At 72.4% G+C, this 16,590-nt stretch carries 13 protein-coding genes; 2 read left to right on the top strand and 11 right to left on the bottom strand.

The window, feature by feature from the left end:
• Positions 1-166: 166 nt before the first annotated feature.
• The 3 genes from ACIA5C_RS46265 to ACIA5C_RS46255 all read right to left on the bottom strand — a co-directional run bounded on the left by ACIA5C_RS46265 (position 167) and on the right by ACIA5C_RS46255 (position 3,939).
• Positions 167-2,017, bottom strand: coding sequence for a SpoIIE family protein phosphatase (locus tag ACIA5C_RS46265; RefSeq protein WP_396067277.1), 1,851 nt, complete (start codon positions 2,015-2,017; stop codon positions 167-169).
• A gap of 163 nt (positions 2,018-2,180) precedes the next feature.
• A complete protein-coding gene (locus ACIA5C_RS46260; RefSeq protein ID WP_396067275.1) occupies positions 2,181-2,495 on the bottom strand; it encodes a type II toxin-antitoxin system PemK/MazF family toxin in 315 nt (104 codons plus the stop codon).
• Positions 2,496-2,544: 49 nt separating this feature from the next.
• Positions 2,545-3,939, bottom strand: coding sequence for a diguanylate cyclase domain-containing protein (locus tag ACIA5C_RS46255; protein WP_396067273.1), 1,395 nt, complete (start codon positions 3,937-3,939; stop codon positions 2,545-2,547).
• Between the two features lie 151 nt (positions 3,940-4,090).
• Between ACIA5C_RS46255 and gndA the strand changes: the two genes are divergently transcribed.
• Positions 4,091-5,533, top strand: coding sequence for an NADP-dependent phosphogluconate dehydrogenase (gene gndA, locus ACIA5C_RS46250; protein WP_396067271.1), 1,443 nt, complete (start codon positions 4,091-4,093; stop codon positions 5,531-5,533).
• A 1-nt stretch (position 5,534) separates the two neighbouring features.
• On the opposite strand, the gene ACIA5C_RS46245 is transcribed toward gndA, so the two are convergent.
• Complete coding sequence (locus ACIA5C_RS46245) at positions 5,535-7,826, bottom strand: putative bifunctional diguanylate cyclase/phosphodiesterase (RefSeq protein ID WP_396067269.1); 2,292 nt, start codon at positions 7,824-7,826, stop codon at positions 5,535-5,537.
• A gap of 76 nt (positions 7,827-7,902) precedes the next feature.
• Entirely contained in the window at positions 7,903-9,534 is a 1,632-nt protein-coding gene (pgm, locus tag ACIA5C_RS46240) for a phosphoglucomutase (alpha-D-glucose-1,6-bisphosphate-dependent) (RefSeq protein WP_396067267.1), read from the bottom strand.
• Positions 9,535-9,698: 164 nt separating this feature from the next.
• Between pgm and ACIA5C_RS46235 the strand changes: the two genes are divergently transcribed.
• Positions 9,699-11,315, top strand: a complete 1,617-nt coding sequence (locus ACIA5C_RS46235) for a copper resistance CopC/CopD family protein (RefSeq protein ID WP_396067265.1) — start codon at positions 9,699-9,701, stop codon at positions 11,313-11,315.
• On the opposite strand, the gene ACIA5C_RS46230 is transcribed toward ACIA5C_RS46235, so the two are convergent.
• The 6 genes from ACIA5C_RS46230 to ACIA5C_RS46205 form a co-directional block, all read right to left on the bottom strand.
• Positions 11,296-13,044, bottom strand: coding sequence for a molybdopterin-dependent oxidoreductase (locus ACIA5C_RS46230; protein WP_396067263.1), 1,749 nt, complete (start codon positions 13,042-13,044; stop codon positions 11,296-11,298). The genes ACIA5C_RS46235 and ACIA5C_RS46230 overlap by 20 nt on opposite strands.
• A complete protein-coding gene (locus ACIA5C_RS46225; protein WP_396067261.1) occupies positions 13,044-13,682 on the bottom strand; it encodes a fasciclin domain-containing protein in 639 nt (212 codons plus the stop codon). Before ACIA5C_RS46225 ends, ACIA5C_RS46230 begins: the two co-directional genes overlap by 1 nt.
• Positions 13,683-13,752: 70 nt before the next feature.
• Positions 13,753-14,487: an anti-sigma factor domain-containing protein gene (locus ACIA5C_RS46220; RefSeq protein WP_396067259.1), complete on the bottom strand. Its 735-nt coding sequence runs from the start codon at positions 14,485-14,487 to the stop codon at positions 13,753-13,755.
• The gene (locus ACIA5C_RS46215) at positions 14,484-15,098 is read right to left on the bottom strand and encodes a sigma-70 family RNA polymerase sigma factor (protein ID WP_396067257.1); all 615 of its coding nucleotides are present in this window, start codon (positions 15,096-15,098) and stop codon (positions 14,484-14,486) included. The genes ACIA5C_RS46220 and ACIA5C_RS46215 overlap by 4 nt, the downstream gene beginning before the upstream one ends.
• A 291-nt stretch (positions 15,099-15,389) precedes the next feature.
• Positions 15,390-16,079, bottom strand: a complete 690-nt coding sequence (locus tag ACIA5C_RS46210) for a DUF1775 domain-containing protein (protein ID WP_396067254.1) — start codon at positions 16,077-16,079, stop codon at positions 15,390-15,392.
• A gap of 249 nt (positions 16,080-16,328) precedes the next feature.
• Complete coding sequence (locus tag ACIA5C_RS46205; protein WP_396067252.1) at positions 16,329-16,574, bottom strand: hypothetical protein; 246 nt, start codon at positions 16,572-16,574, stop codon at positions 16,329-16,331.
• Positions 16,575-16,590 lie beyond the last annotated feature (16 nt).

The raw sequence follows: 16,590 nt of genomic DNA, 5'->3' as shown, positions 1-16,590 counted from the left end.
GTCATGCCGACGATGGCGCGGAGAGGCGGCCGGCGATCCGGCCGCGCCGGCGGATCGTCCTTTTCGGTCAGCGGCGCCGGGAGGTGGACGCCCGGAGCGATCACCGGCGCCGGGAGGTGGACGCCCGGAGCGATCACCGGCGCCGGGACGCGGACGTCCGGAGCGGTCAGCGGCGCCTCAGGTGGGTGCGCAGGTCGCGGGTCTCGCCGGTGGTCGGGCGGACGGCCAGGATGCACGTGTCGTCGTCCGGGTTGGCCTGGCGGAGGCGGGCCACCACCTGGCCGAGGGGCTGCTCGGGCGACGCCCGGACGGCGTCGTCGACCGCGGCGATCACGCTCGCCAGGCCGTCGTCGAGGCCTCGGCGGCGGTGTTCGACCAGGCCGTCGGTGTAGAGCAGGAGCAGGTCGCCGGGGTGGAAGTCGAGGCGGGCGGTCGGGTAGACCGCGTTCTCGACCACGCCGAGCAGCGGGCCCGCGGGCCGGTGCAACGGCGCGGTGCGGCCCCGCCGGCTGAGCAGCGGAGGCGGGTGGCCGGCCTGGGCCCAGAGCAGCTCACGGCGTACCGGATCGAAGCGGGCGATGACCGCCGTGGCCGACAGTTCCGGGGTTTCCCGCTCGAGGTCGCAGACCAGGTGGTTGAGGTGGCCGAGCAGCGCGCCCGGATCGCCGGTCGTCACCGAGAGGGCCCGCACCGCGTGCCTGAGCTGGGCCATCGTCGTGGCCGCGGGCGTGCCGTGGCCGGCCACGTCGCCGATCGCCAGCAGCACCGAGCCGTCGCGCAGTTCGGCCGCGTGGTACCAGTCGCCGCCGACCAGGCCCTCCTGGCCGGCCGGCAGGTAGCGGACCGCGACCTTGATACCCGGCAGTTCGATCGGGCCGTCGGGCAGCGGCAGGATGATGCGTTGCAGCTCGCCTGCCATCTTGTGCTCGGCGTCGAGGGTGCGGCGCTGCTCGTCGAGCTGACGCTCGACCTCGGCCAGGCGCTGGGCGCCGGCCTCCGAATCGGTGACGTCCTGGACGATGCCATAAACCCGCAGCGGATGGCCGGCCGCGTCGCGGACGGCGTCGGCCACCGTACGCAGGTGCTTGATCCGCCCGCCGACCCGCACCCGCGTCGTGATGTCGATCGTCTCGTGACGCTCGAAGGCCTGCAACGCGGCCGTTCGCAGCGACTCGTCGTCGGCCACCGCGATCGCGTCGGCCTCCTCGCGGGAGTGCGGGCCGAGCACCGGGTCGCGCTGGTAGATCCGGTAGAGCTGCGGCGACCAGTAGATCTCGCCGCTGACCAGGTCCCACTCACCCCAGCCGAGGTTGCCGAGGCGTTCGGTGCGGGCGAGCCGCTCGGACGCCCCGGACGGTTCGGTGTCGCGCCGGGTCCAGTTGACGACCAGGCCCTGGCCGAGCCGGTGCGCCCGCACCGAGAACACGGCGTCGCCGGCCCGGAACGGGGCGACCTCGGCCGGGCTGCCCGAGTCGAGGACGGACTGGTAGGCGGTCCAGCGCTCGCTGCCGACGACGCCGGGCAGGCCGCTGACCCGGGTGCCGAGCAGCCGGCTGGCAGGCAGGCCGTTGACCGCGATCGCCTCCGGGCTGGCGGCGGCCCAGATCAGGTCGGACAGGGCGCCGCGGTCGTCACGTTCGGGCACGAAGAAGGCCGTCATGCCGGGCACGACGTCGACGACCCGCTGCACCATGGCCACCCACGGCTCGAACCGCCGGATCGGGGCGATCGGCGGGACCGGGGGCGTGCCGTCGAGCGCGGAATCGACCAGCCGCGGCAGGGATTCGGGCCGGCCGGCCGGGTCGGCGGTGTCGAGCAGCCGGAGCACCGACGCGGCGACGTCGACCACCTCCTGGCGCCGGTCGGCCGCCGTTCGCAGCAGGTGGCGGTGGGCCTCGGAAACCCGGCAGCGGGCCCGGCCGGCCAGCAGACCGACCGCCCGGTCGATCGTGCTGCGGCCGGCTTCACCGGCGGCCGGGCGTAGATAGCCGACCGCCTCCGCGTAGACGCCGTTCACCGTTCGTTCCTCCCCAAGCCGGATGCGGTTCCTGCTTACGCCGCGGACCGGCGGAGCCGCATCAGCCGATCATCCGGGCCGGTCCCGGACCTGCGGTGACGTGCCACACAGGTCACCCGGCAGGGCGTCAGCCGATGGAGTGCGTCGAGGGTTTTGCGATCTCTCAGATCTCGAACAGGTCGCGCATGGCCTCGGTGAGACGGACCATGCTGGCGCCGGTCACCATGCCGAGCCGCTCGGCGCCGATCCCGGCGGGCAGGCGGCGCATGCGGTTGACCACGACGACGCCGGTTATCGGATCCTGCTCGCTGAGGGCCACCGCGAACGGCGGCAACTCGGTGGCGCCGCGCTGGCGGACGATCGGTGCGCAGAAGGGTGCCGCGTTCTTGCGATCGTTGAACATGTCGCCGGAGAGCACGAGCACGCGGTAGCGAAGGTCGGTGCGGTTGCCGATGGTCCAGATCTCGCCGCGCCTCATCTCGGCCCGGGTCCTTTCGGCATGGCTGGAAGAGTACGCCGCCCGGATCTTAACCGGTGCGCACCCCCGACCGATGTTGCTGCTTTGCCCCATACATGGCGCGGTCGGCGTGGGAGATCAGTTCGTCCGGTCCGAGCCGGCCGTCGGAGACCACGGCACCGATGCTGGCGCCGACCGTGACCCGCTCGCCGGCCAGCAGGAACGGCGCGGCCAGAGCGTTCCCGACGTGCCGGGTGAGGCGGTCGGCGGTCTCGGCCTGCTCGCCCGGTGCGGACGCGAGGACCAGGAACTCGTCCCCGCCGTACCGGGCCACGGTGTCGCCGGACCGCAGGCCGGCACCCAGCCGGGCCGAGACCTCGGCCAGCAGCTGGTCGCCGGCCTCGTGGCCGAGCCGGTCGTTCACCTGTTTGAAGCCGTTGAGGTCGCAGAAGAGCAGGACCACGGCGGGTTCGCCGCCGCGCTCGGCCCGCAGCGCCGAGGTGAGGCGGACCAGCAGTTCCGCCCGGTTGGGCAGGCCGGTGAGCTGGTCGTGGGTGGCCTGGTGGCGCAGCCGGTGCTCGGCCTGCTGGCGCTGCCGGGCCAGCCGGCCGACCCGGATCATCACCAGCGGTGTGACGAGCAGGCTGCCGATGGTCAGCAGCGGGCCGTCGGCCGGCAGGCCGAGCATCTGCCGGACGCCGCCCGCCACCGGGTCGGCGAGCAGGGCCAGCCCGAGGAAGATCAGGCGGCCGATGGTGAGCTGGTCGGCCGGGGCCGGGCCGGGACGCATGAGCTCGTCGACCTTCGGCGACAGCACGGCCAGGCCGACGCCGGCGTACGCGACCATGAAGATCACTTCGATGGCGCCGCCGCGACCGGTGACGATGTTGCCCTGAAGGCGGGCGAGGAGGGTGTTGGCGATCAGGGCGAGCACCAGCGCGGTCAGGAACCAGCCGATGGTCGGCTGACGCCGGTCGGTCAGCCAGAGCCGCAGCAGGGCCCCGAGCACGCCGGCCAGCACCAGGATGCTGACCAGGATCGCCGTCTGGTCGCCGGTGGCCGCGCCGAGCTCCCGCAGCCTCGGGTAGAGCAGCGTGGTCCAGGCGAGGCCGCCGACCGCGACCGCGGCCACCGAGAGGTCGAGGATGCCGCCGATGTCGTTGCGGCCGCGCAGCAGCACCAGGGCGATCGCGGCCGCGAGCAGGCAGCCGTGGCCGATCGTGACGCACATCTCGGCCGTCCCCGACAGGGCCGTCCCGCCGACCACGTTGACCGCGTTACCTGCCGAAAGGACCGTCATGGCGGCGAGCAGGAGCGCCCACGGGGCCCGGGCCCCGCGCGGCGCCCGGCGCAGCACGAGGAAGATGGGCGGGAGATTGAGCGCGGCCGAGACGAAATAGGTCAGAGCCCGGGCGTCCGAGGAGAGAAACGGGTGCGCGACGGTGGCGAGGCCGGTCACGGCCACGAACCATCTCCGTCCGTTCTTCACTCCGACGCACATCGGCTGATTGGTCCGCGGGTTGAGAGATCGAACCGTGATCATCAGGATCCCGTAAGAATGAAAGGCACAGTTCGACCGGACACAGGTCCGCAGAGTCAGGAAGGACGTCACTCTCATGTCCGAGAAGGCGCAGATCGGAGTCACCGGTCTTGCGGTGATGGGGCGCAACCTCGCGCGCAACTTCGCCCGGCACGGTCACACGGTCGCCGTGCACAACCGCTCGTACGGCCGGACCAAGGAGCTGGTGGACTCCTACGGGCACGAGGGAACCTTCCTGCCGGCCGAGACGGCCGAGGACTTCGTGGCCAGCCTCGAGCGGCCACGCCGCGTGATCATCATGGTCAAGGCGGGCGGCCCCACCGACGCGGTGATCGACGAGTTCGCGCCCCTGCTCGAAGAGGGCGACATGCTCATCGACGCCGGCAACGCCCACTACCTGGACACCCGGCGGCGGGAGGCGGCCCTGCGCGAGCGCGGCCTGCACTTCGTCGGCACCGGCGTGTCGGGCGGCGAGGAGGGCGCGCTGCACGGCCCGTCGATCATGCCGGGCGGGTCGAAGGAGTCGTACCAGGCGCTGGGACCGCTCCTGGAGGACATCGCGGCCAAGGCCGACGACGGCGAGACGTGCTGCGTGCACGTCGGCCCGGACGGGGCCGGCCACTTCGTCAAGATGGTGCACAACGGCATCGAGTACGCCGACATGCAGCTCATCGCCGAGGCGTACGACCTGCTGCGCCAGGTCGGCGGCCACTCACCGGCCGAGATCGCCGACGTGTTCCGGGGGTGGAACGAAGGCCGCCTCGGGTCGTACCTGATCGAGATCACGGCCGAGGTGCTCAAGCAGACCGACGCCGCGACCGGCCAGCCGTTCGTCGACATCGTGCTCGACCAGGCCGAGCAGAAGGGCACCGGCCGGTGGACCGTGCAGGCCGCCCTCGACCTCGGAGTCCCGGTCAGCGGCATCGCCGAGTCGGTCTTCGCCCGCGCGCTATCGGGCGGGGCGGACGTGCGCAAGGCGGCGGCCGACGCCGGACTCCCGGGCCCGTCGGCGGGGGCCGGTTCGCACGAGGGCAACCTGCAGGACGACGTCGAGCAGGCGCTGTTCGCTTCCAAGATCGTGGCGTACGCGCAGGGCTTCCAGCAGATCCAGGCCGCCTCGGCGGAGTACGGCTGGGAGATCGACCCGGGTGCGATGGCCAAGATCTGGCGGGCCGGCTGCATCATCCGGGCCAAGTTCCTCGACTACATCAAGCAGGCGTACGACAAGTCGCCGTCGCTGGCCACGCTGCTGGTCGACGACTACTTCCTGGACGCGGTGAGCGGTGCCCAGGACGCGTGGCGCCGGGTCGTGGCGACCGCGGCGGCGCAGGGCATCCCGGCGCCGGGGTTCGCATCGGCGCTGGCGTACTACGACGGTCTGCGGGCCAAGCGCCTGCCGGCCGCGCTGATCCAGGGCCAGCGCGACTTCTTCGGAGCGCACACCTACCACCGGGTGGACAAGGAAGGCGCCTTCCACACGATGTGGGCCACCGACGAGCGCAACGAAGTAGACGCCTGACCTAGCTGCGGACGGGGGTCGGCGCTGCCATCAGGGCGCCGGCCTCCTCGGCCGGGAGCGGCCTGGCCATGAAGAAGCCCTGGCCGAGCCGGTAGCCCATGTCGCGCAGGCGCTCCAGCTGGGCCTCGCTCTCGATGCCCTCGGCGACCGCCGACAGCTGGAGGTACTCGGCCAGCTGGGCCACCGCCGCCGCCACCGCCAGGCGGCCGCGGTCCTCGCCGTCGGCGATGCCGTCGACGAACGACTTGTCGAGCTTCAGCACGTCGACCGGGAACGCCCGCAGCAGGCTGAGCGACGAGTGCCCGGTGCCGAAGTCGTCCAGCGCCAGCCGTACGCCCATCTCGTGCAACGCCTGCAGCGTCTCGCGGACCTGGCGACCGTCGGCGACCGACGACTCGGTGACCTCGAGGACGATGTTGCGGGGCAGCAGGCCGGTCTCCGACAGCACCGCCGCCACCTCGTCGACGAAACCGGGCTCACGCAGCTGGCGTACCGCCACGTTCACGTTGATCGCGGCGATCGCGCCGTCGCCGTGTTCGGCCTGCCAGGCGGCCAGCTGCGAGCACGCCTCGCGGAGCACCCAGGCGCCGAGCGGCACGATCAGCCCGGAGCGTTCGGCGACCGGGATGAAGTCGCCCGGCGAGACGAGGCCGCGGACCGGGTGCTTCCAGCGGACCAGTGCCTCCACGCCGTGCAGACGGCCGGTGACGATGTCGAAGACCGGTTGGTAGAGCAGGAACAGCTCGTGCCGGATGATCGCGTTGTGGAGTTCGCTGCCGAGGCGGGCGTGGTTGACGACCTCCTGGCGCATGCGGGGCTCGAACCGGACCCAGGCCGCCTTGCCGGCCTCCTTGGCCGCGTACATGGCGATGTCGGCGTTGCGGAGCACCTCGTCGGCGCCGTCGCCCTGGCCGGCGATCGCGACGCCGACGCTGGCGTTGGCGAGCAGGTGGTGCTCGCCGACGGTGAACGGCTCGGCCAGCGCCTGCTGCAGCCGCGAGGCCGCGCCCTCGGCGGCGGCGATCTCGTCGACCGAGAGCAGCACCGCGAACTCGTCGCCGCCCAGGCGGGCCGGCAGCTCGCGGACCGCGCTGTTGTTCCGCAGCCGCTGGGCGACCTGGTAGAGCAGCTGGTCGCCGAGGGCCGGGCCCATCGTGTCGTTGATCGTCTTGAAGTCGTCGATGTCGATCAGGAGCACGGTCACCGGCTGGTGTGCGTCGAGCCGCTCGGCCAGCACGTTGCCGAACCGGGTGCGGTTGGCCAGCCCGGTCAGCGGGTCGGTCATCGCGAGCCGCTCGAGCTCGGTCTGCTGCGTGCGCATGCTTTCGACCAGGCGCTTGTTCTCGCGCAGGCCGAGCAGCTGGCGGGCGACGACCAGGAAGGCGATCAGCACCGCGCCGATGATCACGCCGCGCTGGCGGCCGGTCATCTGTTCGAGCGAGACGGTGACGACCAGGCCGATCGTGGCGGCGACCGCCAGGAACGGCATCGAATGGGTGGCGCGGCTGCGCCGGGACCGGACGGCCGCCGGGCGGCCGAGCATGCGCCGCTGGCGGTACGCGGCGGCGGCCATCGACAGTGCGGAGAGCGGAAGGGCGAGCGGGGAGAACCACATCCGGCCGGCCTCACCCCCGGCGACCAGCGCGGTGGCGGCGGCGATCCCGATCGCCGGACCGGCAGCCAGGATACGCAGCGAGATCGGGTCGACCGCGCGTTCGGCGCTGGTCGCGGCGGCGCCGGTCACGACCAGGGCGAGCAGCCCGGCGACCGCGACCGCGGCCGCGCCGATCCGGGTCGCCAGCTCGACGTTCGCGGGGGCGAGATCCAGCACGACGTACCAGAAGACCAGGGCACCGCAGACCGCGACCGTGGCCCCGTCGATCAGCAGCCGGGTCCAGGCGACCACGCCGCGCCGGCCGAACGGAAGGTAGCCGTAGGCCGACATCGCCATCAGCACGCCGAGCACGGCCGGGCCGGCCACGTACACCGAGAGGCCGGGGTCGGCGTTGTGGCGCACGACCGCGACGACCGCGGCGATGACCAGCACGATGCCGGCGTGGGAGTAGCGCCGCCAGAAGCCTCGGACCGGCCGTGGGAGCATGACCATCGAGCCGATCCGCTGGCAGGCGACCGTGCCGGCGAGCAGCGCGATCGGTCCGCCGAGCAGGCCGACCAGGGTGCCGCCGGGCCGGCCGCCGGCCAGCCAGGCGACGACCGCCAGGGTCGTGACCGCCGCGGCAAGCAGCGGGATCAGCCCCGCCGTCCGGCCGCCGGCCACCACGCGTTCACTCATCGGCGTCCTACGGCTCCCGGCTAGTCGGTATGTCTGCGGCATACCTGTCGGCCGGAAGCCGGGAGAGCTGAGAAGATCAGCCCTTCAGGGCGGCCGACACCACGGCCCGCGCCTCCTCCTGGATCCTGGCGAGGTGGTCGGGGCCCCGGAAGGACTCGGCGTAGATCTTGTAGACGTCCTCGGTGCCGGACGGCCGCGCGGCGAACCACCCGGAGTCGGTCGTCACCTTGAGGCCGCCGATCGCCGCGCCGTTGCCCGGGGCGGTGGTCAGCACCTGGGTGATCGGCTCGCCGTCCAGTTCCTTGGCCGTGACCTGCTCGGGCGACAGTTTGCCCAGGATCGCCTTCTCCTCGCGGGTGGCGGGCGCGTCGATCCGGGCGTACGCGGGCTCGCCGAACTTGGCCGTGAGGTCGCGGTAGTGCTCGCTCGGTGACCGGCCGGTGACCGCGAGGATCTCGGAGGCGAGCAGGTCGAGCAGGATGCCGTCCTTGTCGGTGCTCCACGGGGCGCCGTCGCGCCGCAGGAACGAGGCTCCGGCGCTCTCCTCGCCGCCGAAGCCGACCGAGCCGTCGCGCAGGCCGGGCACGAACCACTTGAAACCCACAGGCACCTCGAGCAGCTCGCGTCCCAGGTCGGCCGCCACCCGGTCGATCATCGAGGAGGAGACCAGGGTCTTGCCGATCGCGGCGCCGCCCGGCCAGTCCTGGCGGTTGGCGAACAGATATCGGATGGCGACGGCCAGGTAGTGGTTGGGGTTCATCAGGCCGGCATCGGGGGTGACGATGCCGTGCCGGTCGGCGTCGGCGTCGTTGCCGGTGGCGAGCTGGAAACGGTCCTTCTGGGCGATCAGCGACGCCATCGCGTACGGCGAGCTGCAGTCCATGCGGATCTTGCCGTCCCAGTCGAGCGTCATGAACCGCCAGGTCGGATCCACGTTCGGGTTCACCACGGTCAGGTCGAGGCCGTGCCGCTCGGCAATCGCGCCCCAGTAGGCGACGCTGGCCCCGCCGAGCGGGTCGGCGCCGATCCGGACCCCGGCGTTACGGATCGCGTCGACGTCGATCACGGCCGGGAGGTCGTCGACGTAGTTGGCGAGGAAGTCGTAGCCGCTGATGTGCTCCGACGATCGCGTCGGAGCGCGCTTCACGCCTCGCAGTTTGTCAGCGATAAGCTGATTCGCCCGGTCCTGGATCCATTTGGTGGCGTCCGTCCCGGCCGGGCCGCCGTCCGGCGGGTTGTACTTGAAACCGCCGTCGTCGGGCGGATTGTGCGAGGGCGTCACGACCACGCCGTCGGCGAGGCCTTTGTCGCGGCCGCGGTTGTACGTGAGGATCGCGTGCGACACCGCGGGCGTAGGCGTGTAGCCGTCCCGGCTGTCGATCAGCGTGGTCACCTCGTTGGCCGCGAACACCTCCAGCGCGGTGATCATCGCGGGCTCGCTCAGCGCGTGCGTGTCCCGGCCCATGAACAGCGGCCCGTCGGTGCCCTGCGCGCGCCGGTATTCCACGATCGCCTGGCTGGTCGCCGCGATGTGGTCCTCGTTGAACGCGTTGCGCAGGCTCGACCCGCGATGGCCGGACGTGCCGAAGGCGACGCGCTGGGCGACCTCCGACGGATCGGGGTGCCCGGTGTAGTAACGCGAGACGACCCGGGGCACGTCGATCAGATCACGGGGCTCGGCCGGCTGGCCGGCACGGGGATCGGGCATGGGGACCTCCTCGGGGCGACGATCTCTGTGGAGCGTATAGATACCGGATGCCCGCAGCATCCGGCCGGCACTTGAACCTTTCCCGTTCCTTATCCGAACTACCCCGTGTGACCCGAGCCCGTCCAAGCCTGAAATGGCATCAAGAGGGGCGCGTACTGCTGTTTTTGCTGATCGCGCTCGGAGCTCTGCTCGCCCCGGCGAGCCCGGCCAGCGCCCACGCCGCGTTGATCGGCTCCAACCCGGCGCCGGGCAGCACCATCGGCGACTCCCCCACCGAGATCACCATTACGTTCAGCGAGCACGTGAGCGTGGTCGAGGGCAAGATCATCGTATTGGCGCCGGACGGCAAGAAGATCTCCGGCACCCCGAGCGTGACCGGCGACGTACTGCACATCCCGGTCCGCAAGGCGGCCAAGCCGCTCGGCACCTACCTGGTCAGCTACCGGGTCATCTCGGCCGACACTCATCCGGTCGGCGGCGCCGTCACCTTCTCGGTCGGCGCGCCTTCGGCGACGCCGCCGCAGGCCTCCGACGCCAGGACCCATCGGTCGGTCACGCTGGCCACGCCGGTCTGGCATTTCCTGGGGTACGCCGGTCTGGTGCTCTCGGTCGGCCCGGCGTTGTTCCTCGCCCTGCTGTGGCCCCGGTCGAGATCCCGCCGCGGGGCGATCGTGCTGGCCCGCGGCGGCCTCGGGCTGATCGCGGTCGCGACGCTGGGGGCGTTCTGGACCCAGGCGCCGGCGAGCAGCGGGGCCGCCCTCTGGGACGTCAGCCCGGTCGAGCTGCAGCAGGTCGCGGCCAGTTCCTTCGGTGCTGTCCTGATGGCCCGGCTTGTGGTGCTGCTTCTGGTGGCCGGGCTGATCACGCCGGTGCTGCGGGGCAGCGCGTCACGCCTCGCCGGTTTCACCGTGCTCGCGCTGGCGGTGGGCGGGCTGGTCACGTGGCCGCTGACCGGGCACCCGAGCGTCGCACCGCTGGCCCCGGCGATCGTCGCGTCGGACGTCGTGCACATCGCGGCCATGTCGGTCTGGCTCGGCGGGCTGGCGACGCTCTCCCTCTTCCTGTTGCGGGGCACCCACCCGCGGGTGCTGGGCGTGCTCCTGCCCGCGTGGTCGCGCTGGGCGGCGCTGTCGGTGGTCTGGCTGATCGCGGGCGGAACCGTGCAGGCCGTGGTCCAGGTCGGCAAGCTCGACCTGCTCTGGCGTACGGAGTACGGCAAGCTGCTGATCGCCAAGATCGTGCTGCTGGGCGGGACGCTGCTGGTCGCCTCCTATGCGCGGCGGATGGTGCGGCGCGCCCAGGTGCCGTCGGCGGGTGCCCGCCGGATGCGCTGGACGGTCGGCGCCGAGGTGCTCGCCACGGCGGTGGTGATCGGGCTGAGCGCGGTGCTGGTGCAGGTCAACCCGGCGCGGACCACGCCCGTCGAGCAGGGCGCGGTGCGCAACCAGGGCGTGTCGGGGACCCTCGCCGGCCGGCTGTACACGCTGCAGTTCAACATCTTCCCGGTCGAACTGGGCGACAACAACTCGGTGCACGCCTTCCTCTACACGGCGGCCGGCGCCCCGCTGCCGGCCGAGGAGTGGACGATCACCTCGCAGCTGCTCGGCGACGAGGATCTGCAGCCGGTCAGCCAGCCGATGCTCGGGCTCGTGCCCAGGAACCACGCGGCCGGGGCGATCACGTTCCCGTTCCCCGGCACCTACCAGGTCAAGTTCACCGTCCGCACCACCGACATCGACGAGGACACCGTCACCACGACCATCAGAGTGCCGTCACCGTGATCGTGTGCCAGCCGGTGGAGCCGCTGGGGAACGGGGTGGCCCGGGCCTCGGTCTGCACCGCCCCGGTGCCGTCGGTCGCGCGGACCCTGATCGAGTGCGGGCCCTTGCCCGGCCGCCAGGTGTAACGCCACTGCACCCAGGTGTCCACGGACGGTACGGGCAGCAGGTCGGCGCGCTGCCAGGGACCGTCATCGATGCTGACCTCGACCTGCTTGATGCCCCGCCGCTGGGCCCAGGCGACACCGGCGACCGTGGTCTCTCCCGCGGACAGGCGGGCGAACGGCTTCGGCCGGTCGATGCGCGAGGCGGTCCGCACCGTGCCGACGCGGGCCCAGCCCCGCTTCACCCAGTAGGCGTCGAACCGGTCGAACCGGGTCACCTCGATCTCGTCGAGCCACTTGCAGGCACCGGCATATCCGTAGAGTCCCGGGGTCAGCATCCGCACCGGGAAGCCGTGCTCGAGCGGCAGAGGGGCGCCGTTCATGCCGACGACCAGCATGGTGTCGCGGCCGTCGAGAGCGGTGGTGACCGGCGTACCGATCGTCATGCCCTCGGTCGAGCGGGCCACGATCTGGTCGGCGCGGGGGTCGATAGCGAGTTCGCGCAGCAGCGGACCGAGCGGCACGCCGAGCCAGCGGGCGGTACCGATGTAGGGGCCGCCGACCTCGTTGGAGACACAGTTGAGGGTGATGTCGCGTTCGATCAGGGGCCGCTTGAGCAGGTCGTCGAGCGACAGGGTCGCCTCCTTGCCGACCATGCCGTGGATCTTGAGCCGCCAGCTCGAGGGATCGATCCGCGGGACGGTCAGCGCCGTGTCGACCCGGTAGAAGGTGTTCGCGGGAGTGGTGAAGCCGGGCCCGATCCCGCCGGGCAGCGGCCGGGCCGGGTCCTTCGGGGCCGGCAGCTTGATCGCGGCCCGGTTCCGCCCGGCCGCGCCGCTCCGCGCCCGGGTGACAGCTTGGGCGCCGGCCTCGGCCACGACCGCCCCGGCGGCCACGAGGGCCGCCGCCCGCAGAAACGCCCGCCGATCCGGCCCTTTCATCGGAGAAGACCCTCCGTCGGCCACCGCCGGCGACGCCGCATTCACCGGCGACATCTCGCCGCCCGCCCGCGTCTCACCCGGCCGCGTGTCGTCCGGCGGCTGCGCGGGTCGCTGCGTTTTTCCCGTTGCCTTCGGGGCGGACCGGCGCGGTTCCGCTGCCATCAGCAAGGGCCGCTGGTCTTCAGCTGCCTGCGCTAGAAGCCCGTGATCCACGACCGCCGGCCGCGGAGAGGATTTCGGGCGCCGACCGGCTGCGGCCTGCCTCGGCAGGCGGCGGAGCAGCCAGTGCAGGACGACGCCCGCGATCAGCGCCGCGAGCACCGCCGGGACGGCGTCGAACCAGGTTGCCGCCGGGCGGGACAGGGCCGCCCCGGCCCCGGCGGCGCCCAGCGCGGCCACGCCGGCCGGGAGCACCAGCCGGCGCCACGCCGCCCCGACGCCGACCGCCGCGGCGAACAGGACCAGAGCCACGCCGATGCCGGTCAGGAGGGCGGGTTTGTCGTTGGTGCCCAGCTCGCGTACGGCGAACTCCTTGACCGGGGTCGGCGTCGCGTCGATGATCGCCCCGCCGACCGCGATCAGCGGGGCGGCGCCGGGCCGGGTCGCGGCGGCGAAGAGTTCCGCCGCCGCGACACCGCAGGCCGCCGCCAGCACGCCCGCGGCGGCGGCTTTCAGCAGGTGAGCCATCAGCTCTTCGGCATCAGGACGGAGTCGATGATGTAGACGTTGGCGTTCGCGGTCTGCACGTTGCCGCAGATCACCGACGCCTTGCCGTCGACCTTGAAGTCCTGGCCGCTGCCGCTGACCGTCAGCTCGCCACCCTGCAGGGTCTTGTGGGTTCCGGCCAGGTCGGTCGGCGTCAGCTTCTCCGGTACGACGTGGTAGGTCAGGATGCTCGTCAGCGTCTTCTTGTCGGCCAGCACCTTGTCCAGCGTCGCCTTCGGGATCGCCTTGAACGCGTCGTTGGTCGGCGCGAAGACGGTGATGCCCTGGGCCGAGTTGAGAGAGTCGACCAGGCCGGCCTTCTTGACCGCCGAGACCAGGGTCGACAGCAGCGGGTTGCCGGACGCGGCCGTGGCCACCGGCACCTGGGCCATCGACTGGAAGCTGCCCTTGTCGGACGGGTCGGTCGGCACCGCGGCACACCCGGCGCCGAAGTTGGCCATCATCGCGTCGGACGACGGCGCCATCGAGGACGGCGCCATCGTCGTCGGCATCATGCTCGGGGCCGACGAACTCGAGGAGTCGTCGTTGCTGCCGCAGGCCGCCAGCGAGATCGAAAAGATGGTCGCGGCGGCCACGGCGGTGAGCTTGGTTGCACGCATGGTTCGTTCCTCCTCATTGGGTACTTTCACCCTTGATTCGGGACGAACCGTCGAGCGGATGGGTCGGACCTCAAGTTAATTTCACGTCGCCGACCATCGGCAGCGTGGGCGTGGCCGAACCACCGGCACGCTCGACGGTGACGCCGACGTCGGACGAGCCGGTCAGCCCCTCCACGACCTGGACGATGTGCCGCTGGCCGACATCGAGGGTGCCGGCCTGCACCGCCGCCCCGCCGCGAACCGTCCACAGCTCGAAGACGCGGTTGTCGGCCGGCGCGCCGGTGGCGGCCAGCAGGATCACGCCGGCGTCCTGCAGACGCGAGGACGCGACGGTCACCTTGCCGCCGGTGGTCAGCTCCTCCTGGCGTACGACCAGGTCGGGCGAGGCGAGGATGGCCTCCACCCGGGGACTGCCGGACCGTGCGGCCTCGGCGAGCGCCCGCTCATGGCGTACGCGGTCCTCCTGAACCACGAACACCGCCGTGCCCGCCGTCGCCGCCGCAACCACCGCGGCGGCCGCGGCCGTCAGGCGAAGCCGCAGCGAACCCGGCCGCCGGAGCCGGGCCGGCCCGACCGGCGCCACCTGGCGGGTCGTGGCGATCTCGGCCAGCACGTTGTCGCGGAGCGCGGGCGGCGGAACCGACCAGGTGCCGTCGGCGAGACGGGCGGCCGTCTCCTGAAGCTCGGTGACCTCGACCTGGCAGGCACCGCAGCCGCGCAGATGCCTGTCGAAGGCGGCCCGCTCGAGGTCGTCGACCGCATCGAGGGCGTAGGCGCCGACCAGCGCGTGAATGTCGTCGCTCATGCCGGCACCCCCAGGCAGTCGCGCAGGCGGATCAGACCGTCGCGCATCCTCGTCTTGATCGTCGGAAGCGGCGCGTTGAGCAACTCCGCGACCTGCGGATAGCTGTGGCCCTGGTAGTAGGCGAGAGTGACCGCCTGGCGCTGCAACTCGGTCAGCTCGTCAAGACAGTTGCGCACCTGCTGGCGCTCGAGGCGACCGGAGACCTCGTCGGCCACCGCGTCGTACGGGGTATCGACCGAGGCCGCACCGACTCGCAGCACCCGCTCGGCCGCCGCCTGCTCGGACCGCACCCGATCGACCGCCCGGCGATGGGCGATCGTGAACACCCAGGCCGTCGCCGAACCGCGCGCGGGATCGAAGCGGGCGGCCGTACGCCACACCTCCACCAGCACCTCCTGCGCCACCTCTTCGGCCTGGGCCGGGTCGCGCAGGACCCGGCGGATCAGGCCGTACACCCGTGGCGCGACCAGATCGTAGAGGTGGCCGAACGATTTCTCGTCGCCGCGGGCGACGGCCCGCAGCAGGTCACCGGGGTCGGCCGGGCCATCCGGGTCCGGTGCGGGCACCGACCTCAGGTGCTCCGGCCGGCGGCTCGCGCCGCGCTCCGCCATGGGGTCCGCCTTTCGCCGTCACGTCGTTCGGCGAGGGATTCGGCGCCCGCCCGGCCACGGATGGGCCCTACTTTTCCACGTCCGGGCGCCGGCGACGCCCCCGATCCGGCACAAGCCGGCGGCGGTCCCCGTCCCACCCACGCTGTCAGCGCCTCCCGGCCGGCGCAAGCCGTCGCAGCCTTTCGCCCGGCGGGAGCCGTCGCTGCCTTTCGCCCGGCGCGAGCCGTCGCTGCCTTTCGCCCGGCGGGAGCCGTCGCTGCTTCTGGTGCCGCGCGGATTGCAGGAACGGCGTCAGGGTGCGGACGTCGAGCGGCGGCGCCAGAGCAGCAGGCCGGTGACGGCGGCGATCACGACGACGGCCAGGGCGATCCACCACCCAACACCCGATTTGTCGGAGTCAGCGGCCTCGGCCGTGTTTGCCGCGGCCGGGACCGAGGCGGCCGGCGACGCGGCGGCACTGGTCGGCGCGGCCGCGCTCGGGCTCGTCGTGGCCGGCTTGGCGGCGGCCTTCAGCTTGATGGTCGGGGCCGGGTGGTCGGGCTCGGGCTGGCCGTCCTGCGGGATTTCGATCCAGCGGTCGACCTCGCCGTCGCCGTAGGTCTCGAGCGTCTTGAAGGACAGCGTGGTCGCGTCGGACGGCAGCTGGGCCAGGCGGACGGCGAACTCGGCGTCCTGGCCGACCTTCAACGCCGGCCCGGCCACCGTGAACCCGTCCGCGGCCGACGTGAACTTCCAGCCTTGGGGCGCCTTCACCAGCCGTACGCCGGCCGGGGCGACGCCCGCCGGCAGCACGACCCGCTCGGACCGGATGCCCGCGCTGCCCGACTCGGCCTCGCCGTGAAAGGTCAGCGTGACGTCGCGGGCCCCCGCCTGCGCCTTGTCGGCCTCCACCTCGACGTGGGCGAACGCCGGTCCGCCGGCCAGCCCGGCCGCGAGCACCCCGACCGCCATGGCCGTCACCGCACGGGCCCAGAACGCCATACCGTCGAGCTCCTTGATCAGAGAGGTTTTCGAGTAGTCGCCGGGCGCGGCGGAAAAGTTCCCGCCCGGTCAGAACCCCGGCCAGGGTGGCCGGTGTCAGTGCGGCACCGTACCGCAGGACCTGACCGGTGAGCAGGTCGCCGGCGCCGTACGCCACGATCTTCGACAGGTGCATCGTGAGCGCGCCGGCCGCTTCGGTGCCGATGCAGGCGGCGCGCGTCAGGCCGTACGCCAGTAAGAACGGCCCGGTCAGCGGCCGACCGAGCCCAGAAGCGCCGAGCCCGGGCCGGAGGCCGCCCCGAGCCCGGCGAAGCTGGGGTCGGACGGCTTGCGGGGATGCGGGTTGCGCCGCCGCCAGACCACGACCCCGATCAGGAGCGCACCGAGCAGACGCTGGAGTGCACCGAGCGGCGCGTGCGCGAGCAGCAGGCCGCCGGCGACCGCGAACGGCACCGCACCCGCCGAGGCCAGCGCCAGCAAGGTCACCAGTAGCACTCCGAAATCTCTATGC

Origin of the sequence: Actinoplanes sp. NPDC051343 (genome assembly GCF_044455125.1) — a bacterium.
In the GTDB taxonomy this organism is placed as follows: domain Bacteria; phylum Actinomycetota; class Actinomycetes; order Mycobacteriales; family Micromonosporaceae; genus Actinoplanes.
This window is presented reverse-complemented; position numbering and strand designations above follow the sequence as displayed.